At 70.0% G+C, this 16,205-nt stretch carries 12 protein-coding genes and 4 tRNA genes; 10 read left to right on the top strand and 6 right to left on the bottom strand.

All coding sequences use genetic code 11. The features are described 5' to 3' along the window. Positions 1-10: 10 nt before the first annotated feature. Genes ACFC06_RS21100 through ACFC06_RS21085 form a run of 4 tightly spaced genes read left to right on the top strand, consistent with a single transcriptional unit; the run spans position 11 to position 6,249 of the window. Positions 11-3,202, top strand: a complete 3,192-nt coding sequence (locus ACFC06_RS21100; RefSeq protein ID WP_375933707.1) for a carboxyl transferase domain-containing protein — start codon at positions 11-13, stop codon at positions 3,200-3,202. Between the two features lie 35 nt (positions 3,203-3,237). After that, positions 3,238-4,452: an acyl-CoA dehydrogenase family protein gene (locus tag ACFC06_RS21095; protein ID WP_375933704.1), complete on the top strand. Its 1,215-nt coding sequence runs from the start codon at positions 3,238-3,240 to the stop codon at positions 4,450-4,452. Continuing rightward, a complete protein-coding gene (locus ACFC06_RS21090) occupies positions 4,452-5,228 on the top strand; it encodes an SDR family oxidoreductase (RefSeq protein WP_375933701.1) in 777 nt (258 codons plus the stop codon). Before ACFC06_RS21095 ends, ACFC06_RS21090 begins: the two co-directional genes overlap by 1 nt. Beyond that, positions 5,221-6,249: a phosphotransferase family protein gene (locus ACFC06_RS21085; RefSeq protein WP_375933698.1), complete on the top strand. Its 1,029-nt coding sequence runs from the start codon at positions 5,221-5,223 to the stop codon at positions 6,247-6,249. The genes ACFC06_RS21090 and ACFC06_RS21085 overlap by 8 nt, the downstream gene beginning before the upstream one ends. Before the next feature lie 46 nt (positions 6,250-6,295). Here ACFC06_RS21085 and ACFC06_RS21080 read toward each other — a convergent pair. The 4 genes from ACFC06_RS21080 to ACFC06_RS21065 form a co-directional block, all read right to left on the bottom strand. Further along, positions 6,296-6,372: transfer RNA gene (locus tag ACFC06_RS21080), tRNA-Phe, on the bottom strand. A 59-nt stretch (positions 6,373-6,431) separates the two neighbouring features. Continuing rightward, positions 6,432-6,505, bottom strand: a tRNA-Asp gene (locus ACFC06_RS21075). A 30-nt stretch (positions 6,506-6,535) separates the two neighbouring features. Further along, positions 6,536-6,608 (bottom strand) — tRNA-Glu (locus ACFC06_RS21070). 92 nt (positions 6,609-6,700) lie between these two features. Next, on the bottom strand, positions 6,701-7,372 hold the full coding sequence (locus tag ACFC06_RS21065; protein WP_278264704.1) for a TetR family transcriptional regulator: 672 nt from the start codon (positions 7,370-7,372) through the stop codon (positions 6,701-6,703). 701 nt (positions 7,373-8,073) lie between these two features. On the opposite strand from ACFC06_RS21065, the gene ACFC06_RS21060 reads away from it, so the two are divergent. The 3 genes from ACFC06_RS21060 (at position 8,074) to ACFC06_RS21050 (ending at position 9,956) form a co-directional block, all read left to right on the top strand. Further along, a tRNA-Lys gene (locus ACFC06_RS21060) sits at positions 8,074-8,149 on the top strand. A 70-nt stretch (positions 8,150-8,219) separates the two neighbouring features. After that, positions 8,220-8,813 (top strand): DUF937 domain-containing protein, encoded by a 594-nt coding sequence (locus ACFC06_RS21055; RefSeq protein WP_375933695.1) that lies wholly within the window; start codon positions 8,220-8,222, stop codon positions 8,811-8,813. Positions 8,814-8,999: 186 nt separating this feature from the next. Next, positions 9,000-9,956 (top strand): acyl-ACP desaturase, encoded by a 957-nt coding sequence (locus ACFC06_RS21050; protein WP_375933692.1) that lies wholly within the window; start codon positions 9,000-9,002, stop codon positions 9,954-9,956. Between the two features lie 64 nt (positions 9,957-10,020). Here the strand turns inward: ACFC06_RS21050 and ACFC06_RS21045 are convergent, their stop codons facing one another. Next, the gene (locus ACFC06_RS21045) at positions 10,021-10,611 is read right to left on the bottom strand and encodes a hypothetical protein (protein WP_375933690.1); all 591 of its coding nucleotides are present in this window, start codon (positions 10,609-10,611) and stop codon (positions 10,021-10,023) included. A 163-nt stretch (positions 10,612-10,774) separates the two neighbouring features. Beyond that, positions 10,775-11,989, bottom strand: coding sequence for a lipase family protein (locus ACFC06_RS21040; RefSeq protein WP_375933688.1), 1,215 nt, complete (start codon positions 11,987-11,989; stop codon positions 10,775-10,777). Between the two features lie 95 nt (positions 11,990-12,084). Between ACFC06_RS21040 and dusB the strand changes: the two genes are divergently transcribed. From dusB to phoU, 3 genes are all read left to right on the top strand, one after another. Next, complete coding sequence (gene dusB / locus ACFC06_RS21035) at positions 12,085-13,227, top strand: tRNA dihydrouridine synthase DusB (protein ID WP_375935674.1); 1,143 nt, start codon at positions 12,085-12,087, stop codon at positions 13,225-13,227. Positions 13,228-13,411: 184 nt separating this feature from the next. Beyond that, entirely contained in the window at positions 13,412-15,457 is a 2,046-nt protein-coding gene (locus ACFC06_RS21030; RefSeq protein ID WP_375933685.1) for an LCP family protein, read from the top strand. 74 nt (positions 15,458-15,531) lie between these two features. Beyond that, on the top strand, positions 15,532-16,194 hold the full coding sequence (gene phoU / locus ACFC06_RS21025; protein WP_375933682.1) for a phosphate signaling complex protein PhoU: 663 nt from the start codon (positions 15,532-15,534) through the stop codon (positions 16,192-16,194). Positions 16,195-16,205 lie beyond the last annotated feature (11 nt).

Raw genomic sequence — 16,205 nt, 5'->3', positions numbered from 1 at the left:
GAGGAATCCCGTGAAAGTGCTGATCGCCAATCGTGGTGAGATCGCCCTGCGCGTGCTGCGCACCGCCACCGAACTCGGGCTCGGCACCGTCGCGGTGTACGCCGAGGACGACGCGCTCACCCCGCACGTCCACCTGGCCGACGAGGCGTTCGCCCTGCCCGGCACCGGCGCCGCCGCCTACCTCGATCAGGACGCGATCCTGGCCGCCGCCAAGGAATCCGGCGCGCACCTGGTCCACCCGGGCTACGGCTTCCTCAGCGAGAACGCCGCCTTCGCGCGCGCCTGCGCGGCCGTGGGACTCGTCTTCGCCGGGCCCGATCCGGCGGCGCTGGACCTGTTCGGCGACAAATCCGCGGCCCGGCGCGCGGCGGTCGCCGCACAGGTGGCGGTGCTGCCCGCCACCGACGGACCCAGCGAGCTCGCCGAGATCCGCGCGTTCTTCGCCGCGCAGCCCGGCGGCGTCATGATCAAGGCGCTCGCCGGGGGCGGCGGGCGCGGGATGCGGATGGTGCGCGCGGCAGACGAACTCGACGACGCTTTCCGGCAGTGCGCCGCGGAGGCCCAGCTCGGTTTCGGCGATCCGGCCGTCTTCGCGGAGGCCCTGTTCGAGCACGCCCGGCACATCGAGGTGCAGATCGTGGCGGCCGACGGGGTGGCGCTCGCGGTGGGTGACCGGGATTGCAGTGTGCAGCGCCGTCAGCAGAAGCTGATCGAAATCGCTCCGGCCCAAGACCTTTCACCGGGGCTGCGCCGGGAGCTGCACGCCGCGGCGGCCCGGCTGTGCGCGAGTGTGGACTACCGGGGACTGGCCACGGTCGAATTCCTGGTCTCCGGCGGCGAATTCGTGTTCCTCGAGGTGAATCCGCGTATCCAGGTGGAACACACCGTCACCGAGGAGGTGACCGGGATCGATCTCGTCGCCGCGCAGCTCGCGCTCGCCCAGGGCGCCCGCCTCGACGACCTGGATCTGCCGCCCGGCGTCCGCGCCGAGGCCGGCGCCACCACCGGCGAACCCGCCGCGGCCGACGGCATCGCCATCCAGACCAGGGTGAACATGGAAGCACCGGCCGCCGACGGTTCCACCGTGCCCACCGCGGGCACCCTCGCCGCATTCGCCCCGCCCACCGGCCCCGGCGTGCGCGTGGACACCTTCGGCCGCCCCGGCCTCACCCCGAGCCCGCGCTACGACTCGCTGCTGGCCAAGGTGATCACCCGCACCCGCGGCCGGTCCTTCGCCGCCGCGGCGCGCAAGGCCGAGACCGCGCTGGCGGAGTTCACCGTCACCGGGCTCGGCACGAATATCGGGCTGCTGCGGAAAATCCTCGCCGACAGCACCTTCCGCTCCGGCACCGTCACCACCGGCTACCTCGCCGAACACCTGCCCGCACTGCTCGCCGGGACCGACCGGCCCGAGGTCACCGGTGCGGCCGTGGAGCTGTATCCGGGGCAGGAGGCCGTGCGCGCCCAGCTCGCGGGCACCGTGGTCGAGGTCGTCGGGGAGGACGTGGAGGTCGGCGCCGGGGCGCAACTGGTGGTGCTGGAGGCGATGAAGATGCAGCACGTGCTGGCCGCGCCGGTGGCCGCGCGGACCGTGCGGACGCTGGTCACGCCGGGTCAGGTGGTCTCCCCCGGCGACCCGCTGGTGATCATCGCCCACACCGGCGCCGACGACACCGGCGACGCCAGCGCCGACCTCGATCCCGGCAGGCCGCGCGCCGATGTCGAGGAGATCCTGGCCCGGCACCGGGTGACCCTCGACGAATCCCGGCCCGAGGCCGTCGCCAAACGACACCGCCTCGGCCGCCGCACCGCGCGCGAGAACATCGCCGACCTGGTCGACGACGGCAGCTTCGTCGAATACGGCGCGCTCACCATCGCCGCCCAGCGCAGCAGGCGCGCCGAGGACGACCTCATCGCCAACACCCCGGCCGACGGCCTGGTCACCGGCCTGGCCACCATCGGCGCCGACCGCTTCGGCCCGGCCGCCGAAGCCGTGGTGATCTCCTACGACTACTCCGTGCTCGCGGGCACCCAGGGCAAGAACAATCACGCCAAGACCGACCGCGCCTTCGACCTGGCCGCGCGCAAACGGATTCCGGTGGTGCTGTTCGCCGAAGGCGGCGGTGGCAGGCCGGGCGACACCGACTGGACCGGCATGGGCCTGGAGGTGCCCACCTTCCGCGCGCTGGGCGCGTTGCGCGGGCGGGTACCGCTGGTCGCGATCGTGTCGGGACGCTGTTTCGCGGGCAATGCCGCGCTGGCGGGCACCTGCGACGTGATCATCGCGACGCCCGACGCCAATCTCGGCATGGGCGGGCCCGCCATGATCGAGGGCGGCGGGCTGGGCGTGTACCGCCCGGAGGACATCGGCCCGATCGAGGTGCAGCGGCGCAACGGTGTGGTGGACCTGGCCGCGCGCGACGAGGCGCACGCGGTGGCACTGGCCAGGCAGTACCTCGGCTATTTCCAGGGCGCGGTGGACGAGTACGAGGAGCCGGACCCACGTCTGGCCCGGCACGTGGTACCGGAGAACCGCTTGCGCGCCTACGACATCCACCGCGCGATCGAGGCGATCGCCGATGTGGGCTCGGTACTGGAACTGCGCGCCGACTACGGCGTCGGGATCGTCACCGCGCTGATCCGGGTGCGCGGCGCGGCGTTCGGGCTGGTCGCCAACTCCAGTCATCATCTGGGCGGCGCGATCGATGCCGAGGCCGCCGACAAGATGGGCGATTTCCTCACGCTGTGCCAGTCGTTCGGGCTGCCGGTCGTCTCCCTGTGCGACACCCCGGGTTTCATGGTCGGGCCCGAGGCCGAGCGCACCGCCACCGTGCGCCGGTTCAGCAAGCTGTTCGTCCTCGGCGCCCAGCTCGACGTGCCCTTCGGCACGGTGATCCTGCGCAAGGGCTACGGGCTCGGCGCGATGGCCATGGCCGCCGGGCATCTGCGCGCGCCGGACTTCACCGTCGCCTGGCCGACCGGCGAGATCGGCCCGATGGGCCTGGAGGGCGCGGTGCGGCTGGGCTTCCGCAAGGAGCTCGAGGCGGTGGCCGATCCGGCCGAGCGCGAGACGCTCTTCGAGCAGCTGCTCACCCTGGCCTATCAGCAGGGCAAGGCACTCACCGCCGCGACCGGCTTCGAACTCGACGACGTGATCGACCCCGCGGCCACCCGTGACTGGATCGCCACCCTCCGCCGATAGTTGACGCTGACGTCAACTTCAAATAGGTTCGCTCCATGTCACTCTTCGAAGTCTCCGAACGGGCCGAGAAATACCGGGCTGACCTGCTCGATTTCATGGACAGCCACGTCTACCCGGCCGAGCCCGTCTACGCCGCGCAGATGCGCGAAGCAGGCGACCCGCACTTCCAGCCGCCGGTTCTCGAAGAGCTCAAGGCCGAGGCCAAGCGCCGCGGACTGTGGAATCTTTTCCACCCGCACCCCGGTCGTGGCCCCGGCCTGACCAACCTCGAGTACGCGCCGCTGGCCGAGATCATGGGTCGCAGTGTGCTCGCGCCGGAGGCGTGTAACTGCAACGCGCCCGACACCGGCAATATGGAAGTGCTCGAGCTGTTCGGCACCGAGGAGCACAAGCGCAAGTACCTCGAGCCGCTGCTCGACGGCACCATGGCCTCGGCCTTCGCGATGACCGAACCCGCCGTGGCCAGCGCTGATGCCACCAATATCGAGCTGTCGATGGTGCGTGACGGCGAGGAGTACGTGCTCAACGGCCGCAAGTGGTTCGCCAGCAACGCGCTGCATCCGCTGTGCCGGGTGCTCATCGTGATGGGCAAGACCGATCCCACCGCGGCCACCCACCGGCAGCAGTCGATGATGGTCGTCCCGATCGACGCGCCCGGTGTCACCGTGCTGCGTGGGCTGCCGGTCTTCGGCTACCAGGACCGCGAGGGCCACGCCGAGATCGATTTCGAGGACGTGCGGGTGCCGGTCACCGACGTGCTCAAAGGCGAGGGCGAGGGGTTCGCGATCAGCCAGGCGCGGCTGGGTCCGGGCCGTATCCACCACTGCATGCGCAGTATCGGCATGGCCGAGCGGGCGCTGGAACTGCTGTGCAAGCGGGCCCTGAGCCGCGAGACCTTCGGCAAGCCGATCGCCGCCAACGCCAATATCCGCGACTGGATCGCCGAAGCGCGCATCGACATCGAGATGATCCGGCTGCTCACGCTGAAGGCCGCGTATCTGATGGACACCGTGGGCAACAAGGAGGCGCGCACCGAGATCGCCGCGATCAAGGTGGCGGCGCCGAGCATCGCGCTGAAGATCGTCGACCGGGCCATCCAGGTGCACGGCGCCGCAGGCGTCACCGACGACTTCCCGCTGGCCATGGCCTGGGCGCACCTGCGCACCCTGCGTCTGGCCGACGGCCCCGACGAAGTGCACAAGCGCAGCATCGCGCACCAGGAACTGCGCAAGTACCAGGAGAAGAAGTGATGACCGGACTCGATCTCACCGGCCGCGCCGCCATCGTCACCGGCGCCTCGCGCGGCATCGGCCTGGCCACCGCCCAGGCCCTGGCCGCCGCGGGCGCCGACGTGGTGCTCACCTCGCGCACCCAGGAGTCCGCCGACGCGGCCGCCGCGCAGCTCGGCGGCACCGCACTGGGTGTCGGCGCGCACGCCGTCGACGAGGACGCCGCCCGCCGCTGCGTCGACCTCACCATGGAACGCTTCGGCCGCATCGACATCCTGGTGAACAACGCGGGCACCAACCCCGCCTTCGGCCCGGTGATCGACCAGGACCACGCGCGTTTCGCCAAGATCTTCGACGTGAACCTGTGGGCGCCGGTGCTGTGGACCTCGCTGGTCACCAAGGCGTGGATGGGCGAACACGGTGGGGCCGTGGTGAACACCAGCTCCATCGGCGGCTTCACCATGGAACCCGATATCGGGCTCTACAACGCCTCGAAGGCCGCGCTGATCCACCTGACCAAGCAACTGGCACTGGAACTCTCGCCGAAGATCCGGGTCAATGCCGTCGCGCCGGGTGTGGTGCGCACCAAGCTGGCCGAGGCGCTGTGGCGCGAGCACGAGCAGGCCGTGGCGGGCGCGACCGCGCTGGACCGGATCGGCGAGCCCGACGACATCGCCGCCGCCGTGGCCTTCCTGGTCTCCGACGCGGCGAGCTGGGTCACCGGCGAGACCATGGTGATCGACGGCGGTCAGAAGCTCGGCCACGCCGCGATGTTCCGGTCGGTGTCCGGTGGCTGATCTCACCGGGATCGACCCGGCCGTCATCGAGCGGTGGTTCACCGCGCTCGGCCTCGAACACGCGGCGCCGCTGCGGTTCGACCGCATCGGCCTGGGTCAATCGAATCTCACCTATCTGGTGCGCGACGGCGCCGACCGGCGCTGGGTGCTGCGGCGCCCGCCGCTGGGACACCTGCTGGCCTCGGCGCACGACGTGGTGCGCGAGGCCAGGATCATGGCCGCGCTCGCCCCGACCGACGTGCCCGTGCCCGCGGTGCTCGGCGTGCTCGACGACCCGGCGGTGTCGGAGGCGGCGCTGGTGCTGATGGAGTTCGTCGACGGACAGGTCCTCGACACCATGCCCGCCGTCGAGGCACTCACGCCCGCCCAGCGCGGCGCCGTCGCCGCCTCGCTGCCACGCACCCTGTCCCGCATCCACGCCGTCGACCTCGACACGGTGGGCCTGGCGGACCTGGCGAGCCACAAGCCTTACGCCGCACGCCAGCTCCGGCGCTGGGGCGGGCAGTGGGAGCAGTCCCGGACCAGGGACCTGCCCGAGATCGACGCGCTCACCCGCCGCCTGGCCGCCGCGATCCCCGAGCAGCGCGAGGTCACCCTCGTGCACGGAGATTTCCACCTGCGCAACGTGATCACCTCCCCCGTCACCGGCGAGGTCGTGGCCGCGCTGGACTGGGAACTGTCCACCCTCGGCGACCCGCTGGCCGACATGGGCAGCCTGCTCGCCTACTGGGTGGAACCCGGCGAGGACACCGGCGGCGATTTCCCCGCCTCGTCCCTGCCCGGCTTCCCCACCCGCGCCGAAATGTCTGCGACCTACCTGGACCTCACCGGCCGCGACCCCGCCGCCCTGCGCTACTGGCACACCCTGGGCCTGTGGAAACTCGCGATCATCGCCGAAGGCGTCCTGCGCCGCGCCCAGGACGACCCCCGCAACAGGGCCGCCGCGGGCACCCCCACCGTCGAACGCATCGACGCGGTGGTCCAGCAGGCCCTCACCGTCGCCGACGAAGCCGGCATCTGACCCACGAACGCAAAAATCCCCTCACCAGAATCTGGTGAGGGGATCGTGGTGGCCAGAGCCGGGATCGAACCGGCGACCTTCCGCTTTTCAGGCGGACGCTCGTACCAACTGAGCTACCTGGCCGCAGGCACCCATACTGAATGCCGAACGCGAAGCGCCGGAATGAATCCGGCGCTTACTTGCGACCCTGACGGGACTCGAACCCGCGACCTCCGCCGTGACAGGGCGGCGCGCTAACCAACTGCGCCACAGGGCCTTGCTGTACTGCTACACAGTCCGAAGACTGTACCCCCTACGGGATTCGAACCCGCGCTACCGCCTTGAAAGGGCGGCGTCCTAGGCCGCTAGACGAAGGGGGCTCGTCCCGGATCTCTCCGGACCGGCTTTCAACGTTTCCGTTGGGAGCTCGCATAGCTTATGACAGGTGTGCGCAGACTTCCAAATCGGCTGGTCAGGCGCCCAAACCGAGGTCGTCGAGGCGAGCCTGCGCACGCCACCCGTCGCTGCGGAAGCTCTGGATCCACAGCGGGGTCGCCATGGCCTCCACGATGACCTCGAGCACCTCGGCGAAGCGGCCGCGCAGATCGGCGGCCGAGCCGTTGGCGATCGGGTCGACCAGGTAGCGCTGGCCGGCCAGGGCCGCGGACAGGGTGCGGGTGAAGCGGTCGGGGTCGGCGTCGGCGCGCAGCTGGCCGTCGTCGATGGCACGCACCGCGAGCACGCGGGTGGCCCGGCCGACGATGCGCCCGCCGCCGTTGCCCGCGTCGCGGTGGAAATCGGGTTCGATCACCAGGCGGTACTCGGCCTGCACGATGGTGTCGTGCTCGAGCCGCAGGGCGATCTCGTCGACCATGCCGTGCAGCACGTCGAGCGGACCCAGATCGGCGCGTGCCAGCCAGCGCTCGGCACAGAACCGGTAGCGCTCGACCGCGGTCTCGAGGACCGCGCGCGCCAGATCTTCCTTGGAGTCGAAGTGGAAGTACATCGCCCCCTTGGTCGCCCGCGACCCCTCCAGAATGCGGTTGAGCGATGCCGCCGCGTATCCGCTCTTCCCGAACTCGACGGCCGCGGACTTGATTATCGCCGCGCGTGTCCGGCGTGCCCGCTCTTGCTGCCGTGCCATGCTCGAAACGCCTCCGAACGTTCGCTGACGCGAATAGTGGTTTGAATAGCCGGTACCCCACCGACTGGTATGGTTCGTCGGCCCGGGTGCGCCGCAGGGGGTGCACACTCGGGCTCCACTACCTGTGCGAACCGCCTCCTCCTGCGGTGCCGATTACCCCTTTGCCAGAAGTTCGCGTGCCCATCGCGATCACCCCGGCACCCGAACCCTCGATGAATTCCCCGGCCTGTCGCACCAGGCGTGTTCCGAAATTCACCAGGTGGTCACCGTACCCGTATTCGCGGGTCGACACGCGGCAAATGAGGCACCCGTCCGAACATCCGGACCGGATATCCACCACAGCAAACGGATAGCGACCGAATTGGTTACATCGGCTACCAATTCCACAGTGGCACAATCCGGTTGACCTGGCCTTCCGCCCTTCCGGGAACCCCCTGCAGTTCGCCGAAAGGTCGCGAGACCGGCACCCCTACCGGACCACCTCATCGACCGGACACTCCTAGCTCTTTCAAAGTTGTTGCCCGGCAACAGTATTCGATAACCCACCGAAACGGGAAGTCCGAACGTCGATGGGTACCAGCCGTTTACCGCCGATAGCGACACCCACCAGCGGCGTTACCGACCTCCGCCGGACACCACGCGACGGCACCGGGTACCGGTATTCGGCCCATCGCGGCACCGTCCGCTAGACTCCCCACCGCGCCCCTTTAGCTCAGTTGGTAGAGCTGGTGACTTTTAATCACTAGGTCGTAGGTTCGAGTCCTACAGGGGGCACCACACCGCGAGGTCCACGGATACCCTGGGCGCGACCCGGGCCTACCGGGCACCCTCTACCCAGGCGGAGCCGATGACCTCTTTCGATGATTTGCTCTCCCAAGTCCCCATCGCCCAGATCGCCGAGCAGCTCGGCGTCGACCAGGCGACCGCGACCACCGCCGTCCAGGCGACCCTGCCGACGCTGCTGGGCGGCCTGCAGGAGAACGCGGCCGCGCCCGAGGGCGCCGCGTCGCTGCTCGGGGCACTCGACAACCACGGCGGCCTCGTCGAAGGCGCGGGCGCGGTGGATCTGAACCAGGTCGACGTGGCCGACGGCGCGAAGATCGTCGACAACGTCTTCGGTGACCAGAAGAACACCGTCATCAGCGCGCTCGGCGCCACCGGCGAGACCGGCGGCAACGACCTGGTCGCCAAGCTGCTGCCGATCCTGGCCCCGATCGTGCTCGCCTACCTGGCCAAGCAGCTCACCGGCGGCGGGTCCGCACCCGCGCCACAGCCCCAGCCGCAGGCGGGCGGGGGCGGGCTCGGCGACCTGCTGGGCGGGCTGCTCGGCGGCGCGGGCTCCACCGGTGGACTCGGCGGGATGATCGGCGAGGCGCTGTCGAAGAACGCGGGCGCAGCGCTGGGCAGCGTGCTCGGCGGGCTGCTCGGCGGCAAGCGCTAACACCCTGCGGCCCGCAGCGATAGTCCCTACGCTGCGGGCCGTACACCTACACTCGTCAGCAAGACCAACCGGCATCTGCCGACGATGTGGCCGCGCACGACAATGTTTCGCATCACACCTACGGTGCCGTAAGGTATGGCCGCATCGCGACGTTCGACCGCAAGCACGACAGCGAAGGGTTTTTACATGGCAAGGGATCTGACTCAACTCGAACTGCTCACGGAGTTGGAGCCGGTTGCCGAGGAAAACGTCAACCGGCACCTGTCGCTGGCCAAGGAATGGCACCCGCACGACTACGTCCCGTGGGACGAGGGCCGCAACTTCGCGGCCATGGGTGGCATCGATTGGGATCCGGAGCAGTCCCAGCTCAGCGAGGTCGCCAAGGCGGCCATGATCACCAACCTGCTCACCGAGGACAATCTGCCCTCCTACCACCGTGAGATCGCCGAGAACTTCTCCCAGGACGGCGCCTGGGGAACCTGGGTCGGCCGCTGGACCGCCGAGGAGAACCGCCACGGCATCGTGATGCGCGATTACCTGGTGGTCACCCGTGGCGTGGATCCGGTCGCCCTGGAGAACGCCCGCATGATCCACATGACCAACGGCTTCGCCTCCCCCGCCGAGGTGGACGCGGGCTTCCTGCACTCGGTCGCCTACGTGACCTTCCAGGAGCTGGCCACCCGCGTGAGTCACCGCAACACCGGCAAGGTGTGCGACGACCCGATCGCCGACCGCATGCTGCAGCGCGTCGCCGCCGACGAGAACCTGCACATGATCTTCTACCGCAACCTCTGCGGCGCGGCGCTGGACCTGAGCCCCGACCAGGCGATCGAGGCCATCTCGCTGATCGTCGAGAACTTCCAGATGCCCGGCGCCGGGATGCCCAACTTCCGGCGCAACGGCGTGCTGATGGCCAAGCACGGCATCTACGACCTGCGTCAGCACCTCGAAGAGGTGGTGCAGCCGGTGCTCAAGAAGTGGAACGTCTTCGAGCGGACCGACTTCACCGCCCGCGGCGAGGCCACCCGCGAGCGCCTGGCCGGCTTCCTGGAGAAGCTGGGCGAGGACGTGCTGAAGTTCGAGGAGCAGCGCGACCGCATGCTGGCCCGCGAGGCCAAGAAGCGCGAACTGGCCGGCGTCTAGCCGGCACCGACGACGAACGCCGCCCGCCGAGTGATCGGCGGGCGGCGTTCGGTGTCGACGGGGGTTACTTCACCGGGAGCATGCCGTCGGTGCCGCCGCCGACATCGGTGATCTTCCAGTCCTGGCCCGCGTCCACGGTGATGGTGAACAGCACGGTGTTGCGCTGCGGGTCGGGATTCTGGGCATTGGTGGTGCTCACGTCGACGAAGGCGTCGACCTGGTAGACCTCGCCCTCGTGCGAGATCACCTTGGCGGTGATCGGGGTGGCGGCGGAGGTCCACTTCAACACGGCGAGGATCTGCTCGAGCTTGGGGCTGGCGGCGTCGAACTTGTCGGCGACCGGCTTGGCGGTGCCCGCCTTGAGGTTGGTGAGCCAGGCGTTGTAGTCCTGGTAGTTCACATTGCCCGAGCCGACGGCGTAGTCCAGGGCGATCTGCTCGGCCCTGGCGTCGTCGGCGGCCTGTGCGTCGCGGTCGGACAGTTCCGAGCGGGCGGAGCCGAGCAGGACGCCCAGGACGATGGCGATGATCGCGAGCACGGCGATCACGCCACCGCCGATCAGCGAGGAGACCCGCAGCGCGACGGTGCCCTTCTGCGGCTCGGTCGGCTCGGCCTTCTTCGTCAGGTCGGTGGCGCCTTCGGTGCTGTCGGGCATGGCTCGTCGCTTTCGATTACGGAGGTGTCGGCAGACACAGGCTACTGACGACCGACCCGAACCGGGACATCGCGTCCCAGGTAACTCGCGCCGTCGCGTTGCTCAGGACCAGCGCAAACCCGGGAAACCGGCGTCCGGGCGATATCGATCACACCCGCTGGTCTCAGGCATCGAAGCGCTCGGCGAGCCAGGCCAGCAGCGGGTCGGTGTCGGTGTGCAGCACGCCGAAGTGCGGGCTGATCGGGTTGGGCGCGGACTGCTCGTAGGTGACCTCGGTGATCCGGTCGGGGCCGTTGATCGCGCGCAGCTGGGCGACCAGCGCGGCCGTCCCGGCGGGGTTCACGCGCGGGTCGTCGGCACCCTGCACCACCCGCACCGGTGCCGCGATGGGCAGGGCGGGCTGGGTCGCGGTGAGCCGGGCGATGAGCTTCGCGAAATCCGGGCCGCCCAGCGCCTCCGGGCGCACGATCTCGGTGCCCCTGATGCCACCCCAGGAATCGGGCTCGCTCAGGCCCACCCGGCAGCGCGACTCGGTGTCGCGCAGGTACAACTCGTAGGCCCGGTCGGTGAAGATCGCGCGGGGGTCGATGCCCGGGTCGGCGGCGACCGCGCCGGTGACGAACAGCGGATGGAAGGCGAAGCCCTCGTTGGTCACCGGCGCCAGCAGGCTCGCCTGGAAACCGGCGGCGATGTTGTTGGCCGGCGCGGTGGCCACGGCGGTGACGAGTTCGAGCTCGGGGGTCCAGGTCGGCGCGTGATGGGCGGCGAACAACGCGGCCTGGCCACCCTGCGAATGACCGAAGGTCGCGAAACGCGCCGACAGCTCCGGATGCAGGGCGCGGGCGGCGCGGACGATGTCGAGCACGCCGCGCGCCTCGGACTCACCGAGCAGATACGGGTGCGGGCCGGGGGTGCCAAGCCCCTCGTAGTCGGTCATCACCACGGCGTAGCCCGCGCGCAGCAGCGCGTTGAGGACCGGCTGTGGGTCGGCGTTGAACGGGTGTGCCGGGGATTCGGCGGTATCGCGCGAGGGCGCGCACAGGTCGGCCGAGCCGAGCGTGCCGTGCGCCCAGCTCACCACCGGGTGGCCGGGCGCGGGTGTCCTCGGCAGGGCGATGATGCCGGAGACGGCGATCGGCTCGCCGTGCACCGATTCCGAGCGGTAGAGCACACGCTCGTTGACGGCGGCGTCGGCCAGGGCGGCGACGCCGGTCAGCGGGGCCGACCAGATCGGGTCACCGTGCTCACCGGCCGCGAACGCGGGCGGCTGATAGAACGCCTCGCCGTCCGGGGCGGCGAGCGCCGGGCCGCCCGCGGCGAACACCGCCGCCGCCACGGTGGCCGCGACCGCGGCCCGTCCACTGGTCGAATCGCTCATCTGTGACCCTTCTCCTACTCGGTGTGACGGACGGTACGCGGGTAATTTCGGGTGCTACCTCGGGCAATGAGACAATGGCGTGCGTGACTATCACGATGCCCCAGGCCCCCGCGGCGCTGCGGATCGGGCCGTACGCGGTCGATCCGCCGGTCGTGCTCGCACCGATGGCGGGCATCACCAATCTCGCGTTCCGCAAACTCTGCCGGGAATTCGGCAGCGACACCGCTATTTACGTCTGCGAGATGATTACCGCGCGGGCGGTGGTGGAGCGCAACGAGAAGACGCTGCACATGATGGCCTTCGACGCGAACGAGCATCCGCGCTCGATGCAGCTCTACGGCGTGGACCCCAAGACGCTCGGCGAAGCGGTGCGCATCGTGGTCGGCGAGGGCTGGGCCGATCACATCGATCTGAATCTGGGCTGCCCGGTCAAGAAGGTCACCCGGCTCGGTGGCGGCTCGGCGCTGCCCTACAAGCGCAGGCTCTTCGCCAATATCGTGCGCGAGATGGTCGCGGCGGCCGAACCGGCGGGCGTGCCGGTGACGTTCAAGTTCCGCATCGGCATCGACGACGACCACCACACCTACCTCGACACCGGCCGCATCGCCGAGGCCGAGGGCGCGGCCGCGGTCGCCCTGCACGCGCGCACCGCCGCCCAGCTGTACTCCGGTGCGGCCGACTGGTCGGCCATCGCCCGCCTCAAGGAGGCCGTCACCACCATCCCCGTGCTCGGCAACGGGGACATCTTCACCGCCGACGACGCGCTGAAGATGATGGCCGAGACCGGCTGCGACGGCGTCGTCGTCGGACGTGGCTGCCTGGGCCGCCCGTGGCTGTTCGCCGAACTCAGCGCCGCGCTGCGCGGCGAGCCGATCCCGGACGGGCCCACCCTCGGCCGGGTCGGCGAGATCCTGGTGCGCCACGCCACCCTGCTCGCCGAGCACGACGGCGAGGACAAGGCCATGCGCGACATCCGCAAGCACATGGCCTGGTACCTGATGGGCTTCCCGGTCGGCTCGCAGCTGCGGCGCAGCTTCGCGACCGTCTCCCGGCTGTCCCAGATCGAGGAGCTGGTGGCCCAGCTCGACCCGGACGTGCCCTTCCCCACCGACGCCCTCGGCCCCCGCGGCAGGCAGGGCTCCCCGCAGACCAAAGTGGTGCTGCCGGAGGGCTGGCTCGACGATCCCGAGGACGACACCGTGCCCACCGCGGCCGATGTGATGCACAGCGGAGGCTGAGCGCGAGCCAGGTCACGGGGGCAATGTCATCAGTGCGCAACGAGATCGCCAGCGGTTCGTTTGCGCACAGGAGTGGCCTCTCGTGGCGGAATCGTTATCATTGCGGACATCGTTCCTCTCCGGTCCGACCCGGAGCCGGACGATGACGCGCAGGCTGCGCCAGAGTGAGAAGTGAGGTTCGTTGGTGGGTGACGATCGGCGCGGGCGTACGCCCAGGTCCGGAGGTCGCGCCCCCTGGGAGCGCTACCCCACGGCAGAACCCACCGAGACCGAGAGCACCGGCAGGCGCTCCCGGCACGCCGACTCGGCCCCGGACTCCGGTTCCGCGCCGCTGACCGTGCAGGACCTCGTCGACCGCGTCGACAGCGAACGCACCAAACGCAGACGCCCGGCTCCCGCCCCCGAGGCCGCCCCCGCCTCCCGCGCGGGCCGCCGCGCCCGCGAACAGGCTCCCCGCCCCACCCCGCGCGCCGACATCGCGCCGCGCACCGATTCCTCCCCCGTCGCCGAGGACATCGCGGGCCGCACCGCCCCCTCCCCCGCCGACCGCACCGCGACCACCGCGCTGCCCGTCGGCGTGCGCAACGATCCGGGCGACCCGGTCACCGACATCCTGCCCGCCATCACCGACACGGCCGCGCCGCCCCAGCGGGCCAGGCCGGTCAAGACGGCGCCGCCCGCGCCACCCAAGCGGCCCGACGGGGACAAGCGCTCCGGTGCGGACGGGCATCGGCGCAGGCAGGCGCGGATGGCGGGACGCGTCTCGCTGACCTTCATGGCGGTGCTCGCCCTGGTGATCACCGGTGGCGGCTGGAGCTATCTGCAGGCGACCAACAGCGGCTTCACGCAGGTCTCGGCGCTGGACGGATCGACCGAGGACGTGCTCGACGGCGATCTGCAGCTGGGTGACGAGAACTACCTGATCATCGGCACCGACACCCGGGCGGGCGCCAACGCCGGCGTGGGCGCGGGCTCGATCGAGGACGCCGAGGGCGCGCGCGCCGACACGGTGATGCTGGTGCACGTCCCGAAGGACCGCTCGCGCGTGGTCGCGGTGTCGTTCCCCCGCGACCTGGACGTCTCCCGGCCCAAGTGCGAGGGCTGGGACAACGACAAGCCCGGGTACACGGGCGAGTTCTTCCAGCCCTTCATGGGCGACAAGCTCAATGCCGTCTACGCGCTCGGCGGCCCGAAGTGCCTGGTCGACGTCATCCGGAAGATGACCGGCCTGTCCATCGGCCACTTCATCGGTATCGACTTCGCCGGGTTCGAGGCCATGGTCGACAAGATCGGCGGCGTCGAGGTGTGCTCGACCAAACCGATCATCGACGGTGTGCTCGGCACGGTGCTGGAGTCGTCCGGCCGCCAGGTCATCAGTGGCCAGACCGCGCTGAACTACGTGCGCGCCAGGCATGTGATCGGCGAGGAACGCAGCGACTACGACCGCATCCATCGCCAGCAGCAATTCCTGTCCGCGTTGCTACGCGGAACGCTGTCGAACAAAGTGCTGCTCGACCCGGGCAAGCTGCAGGGCTCGGTGGAGGCCTTCCGCGAGCACACCTTCGTCGACGGGGTGAACACCCAGGACCTGATCCTGCTCGGCCGTTCGCTGCAGAAGGTGAGCGCGGGCGCGGTCACCTTCATCACCGCCCCGACCGCGGGCACGACCGCCTACGGCAACGAGATCCCGCGTGAGTCCGACATCAAGGCCATCTTCCGCGCGATCATCGACGACCAGCCGCTGCCCGGCGAGCAGACCGCCCCGCCGATCAGCTCGTCGAGCTCGGCTCCACCGACCGAGGCGCCCAAGATCTACGCGGTGAACCCCAGCTCGGTCTCGGTGCGGGTGTCCAACGGCTCCGGCCTGGGCGGTGTCGCCCAGCAGACGGCCAACCGGCTCGGCGCGCAGGGCTTCGGCATCTACCACGTCGGCAACTACGCCTTGGGCAGCAGCGACACCACCAAGGTGCGCTACTCCGCGGGCAACGAGGCCGAGGCCGCCACCGTCGCCAGCGCCATCCCCGGCGCCTCGATCGAGCGCGCCGACGACCTCGACGGCGGCATCGTCGACCTGATCCTCGGCTCGGATTTCGCCGGCACGGTCCGCACCCCCACCGCGGTCGGCTCCGAGATCACCGGTGCCGCTTCCGGTGAGCCGATCACCGCCGCCCCGGTGGCCCTGCCCTCGGACCTCGAGCACATGAACGCGGCCGACACCAGCTGCGATTGAGCAGCCGCGCAGCCATCCGCCATTAACCCGGCGTTGGGTGACAGCGCTGCTGGTACCCACTAGGGTCAGCTTTCATGCGTGTGATCTACAACGAGCAGATGGCCGATCTCGCCAACCTCCTCGGCGAGATGGCCGGTCTCGCCGGCCAGGCGATGGAACGGGCCACCCAGTCGCTGCTGCAGGCCGACCTCACGCTGGCCGAGCAGGTCATCGGGGAGCAGGACCGGATCTCGGTGATGATCAGCGAGGCCGAGGAGAAGGCCTTCGCGCTGCTGGCCTTGCAGGCGCCCGTCGCGGGCGATCTGCGGCAGGTGGTGAGCGCGATCCAGATCGTCAACGACGTGAACCGGATGGGCGCGCTGGCGCTGCACGTCGCCAAGGTGACCCGCCGCCGCCACCCCAACCACACGCTGCCGGAGTCGGTGAACGGCTACTTCGCCGAGATGGGCCGCATCGCGGTGAACATGGGCGCGGGCGCCAAGGAGGTGCTCGAGACGCGTGATCCCGAGCGTGCCGCCCAGCTCAACCAGGACGACGAGGCGATGGACGACCTGCACCGGCACCTTTTCACCCTGCTGATGGACCGCGAGTGGAAGTACGGCGTGGCCTCCGCCGTCGACGTCACCCTGCTGGGCCGCTACTACGAGCGCTTCGCCGACCACGCCGTCGAGATCGGCCGCCGGGTGATCTTCCTGGTCACCGGCGTGCTCCCCTCCGACGAGGACGTCGAGAACTAGGAACACGCAAA

This window comes from Nocardia sp. NPDC056064 (genome assembly GCF_042266925.1).
GTDB lineage: Bacteria > Actinomycetota > Actinomycetes > Mycobacteriales > Mycobacteriaceae > Nocardia.
This window is presented reverse-complemented; position numbering and strand designations above follow the sequence as displayed.

What these genes read in the sequence shown, in the direction of transcription:
- ACFC06_RS21095 (WP_375933704.1), top strand. Translation starts at nt 3,238, where the DNA reads ATGTCACTCTTCGAAGTCTCCGAACGGGCCGAGAAATACCGGGCTGAC.
- ACFC06_RS21090 (WP_375933701.1), top strand. Translation starts at nt 4,452, where the DNA reads ATGACCGGACTCGATCTCACCGGCCGCGCCGCCATCGTCACCGGCGCC.
- ACFC06_RS21065 (WP_278264704.1), bottom strand. Translation starts at nt 7,372, where the DNA reads ATGGCACGGCAGCAAGAGCGGGCACGCCGGACACGCGCGGCGATAATC.
- ACFC06_RS21055 (WP_375933695.1), top strand. Translation starts at nt 8,220, where the DNA reads ATGACCTCTTTCGATGATTTGCTCTCCCAAGTCCCCATCGCCCAGATC.
- ACFC06_RS21050 (WP_375933692.1), top strand. Translation starts at nt 9,000, where the DNA reads ATGGCAAGGGATCTGACTCAACTCGAACTGCTCACGGAGTTGGAGCCG.
- ACFC06_RS21045 (WP_375933690.1), bottom strand. Translation starts at nt 10,611, where the DNA reads ATGCCCGACAGCACCGAAGGCGCCACCGACCTGACGAAGAAGGCCGAG.
- ACFC06_RS21040 (WP_375933688.1), bottom strand. Translation starts at nt 11,989, where the DNA reads ATGAGCGATTCGACCAGTGGACGGGCCGCGGTCGCGGCCACCGTGGCG.
- dusB (WP_375935674.1), top strand. Translation starts at nt 12,085, where the DNA reads ATGCCCCAGGCCCCCGCGGCGCTGCGGATCGGGCCGTACGCGGTCGAT.
- phoU (WP_375933682.1), top strand. Translation starts at nt 15,532, where the DNA reads ATGCGTGTGATCTACAACGAGCAGATGGCCGATCTCGCCAACCTCCTC.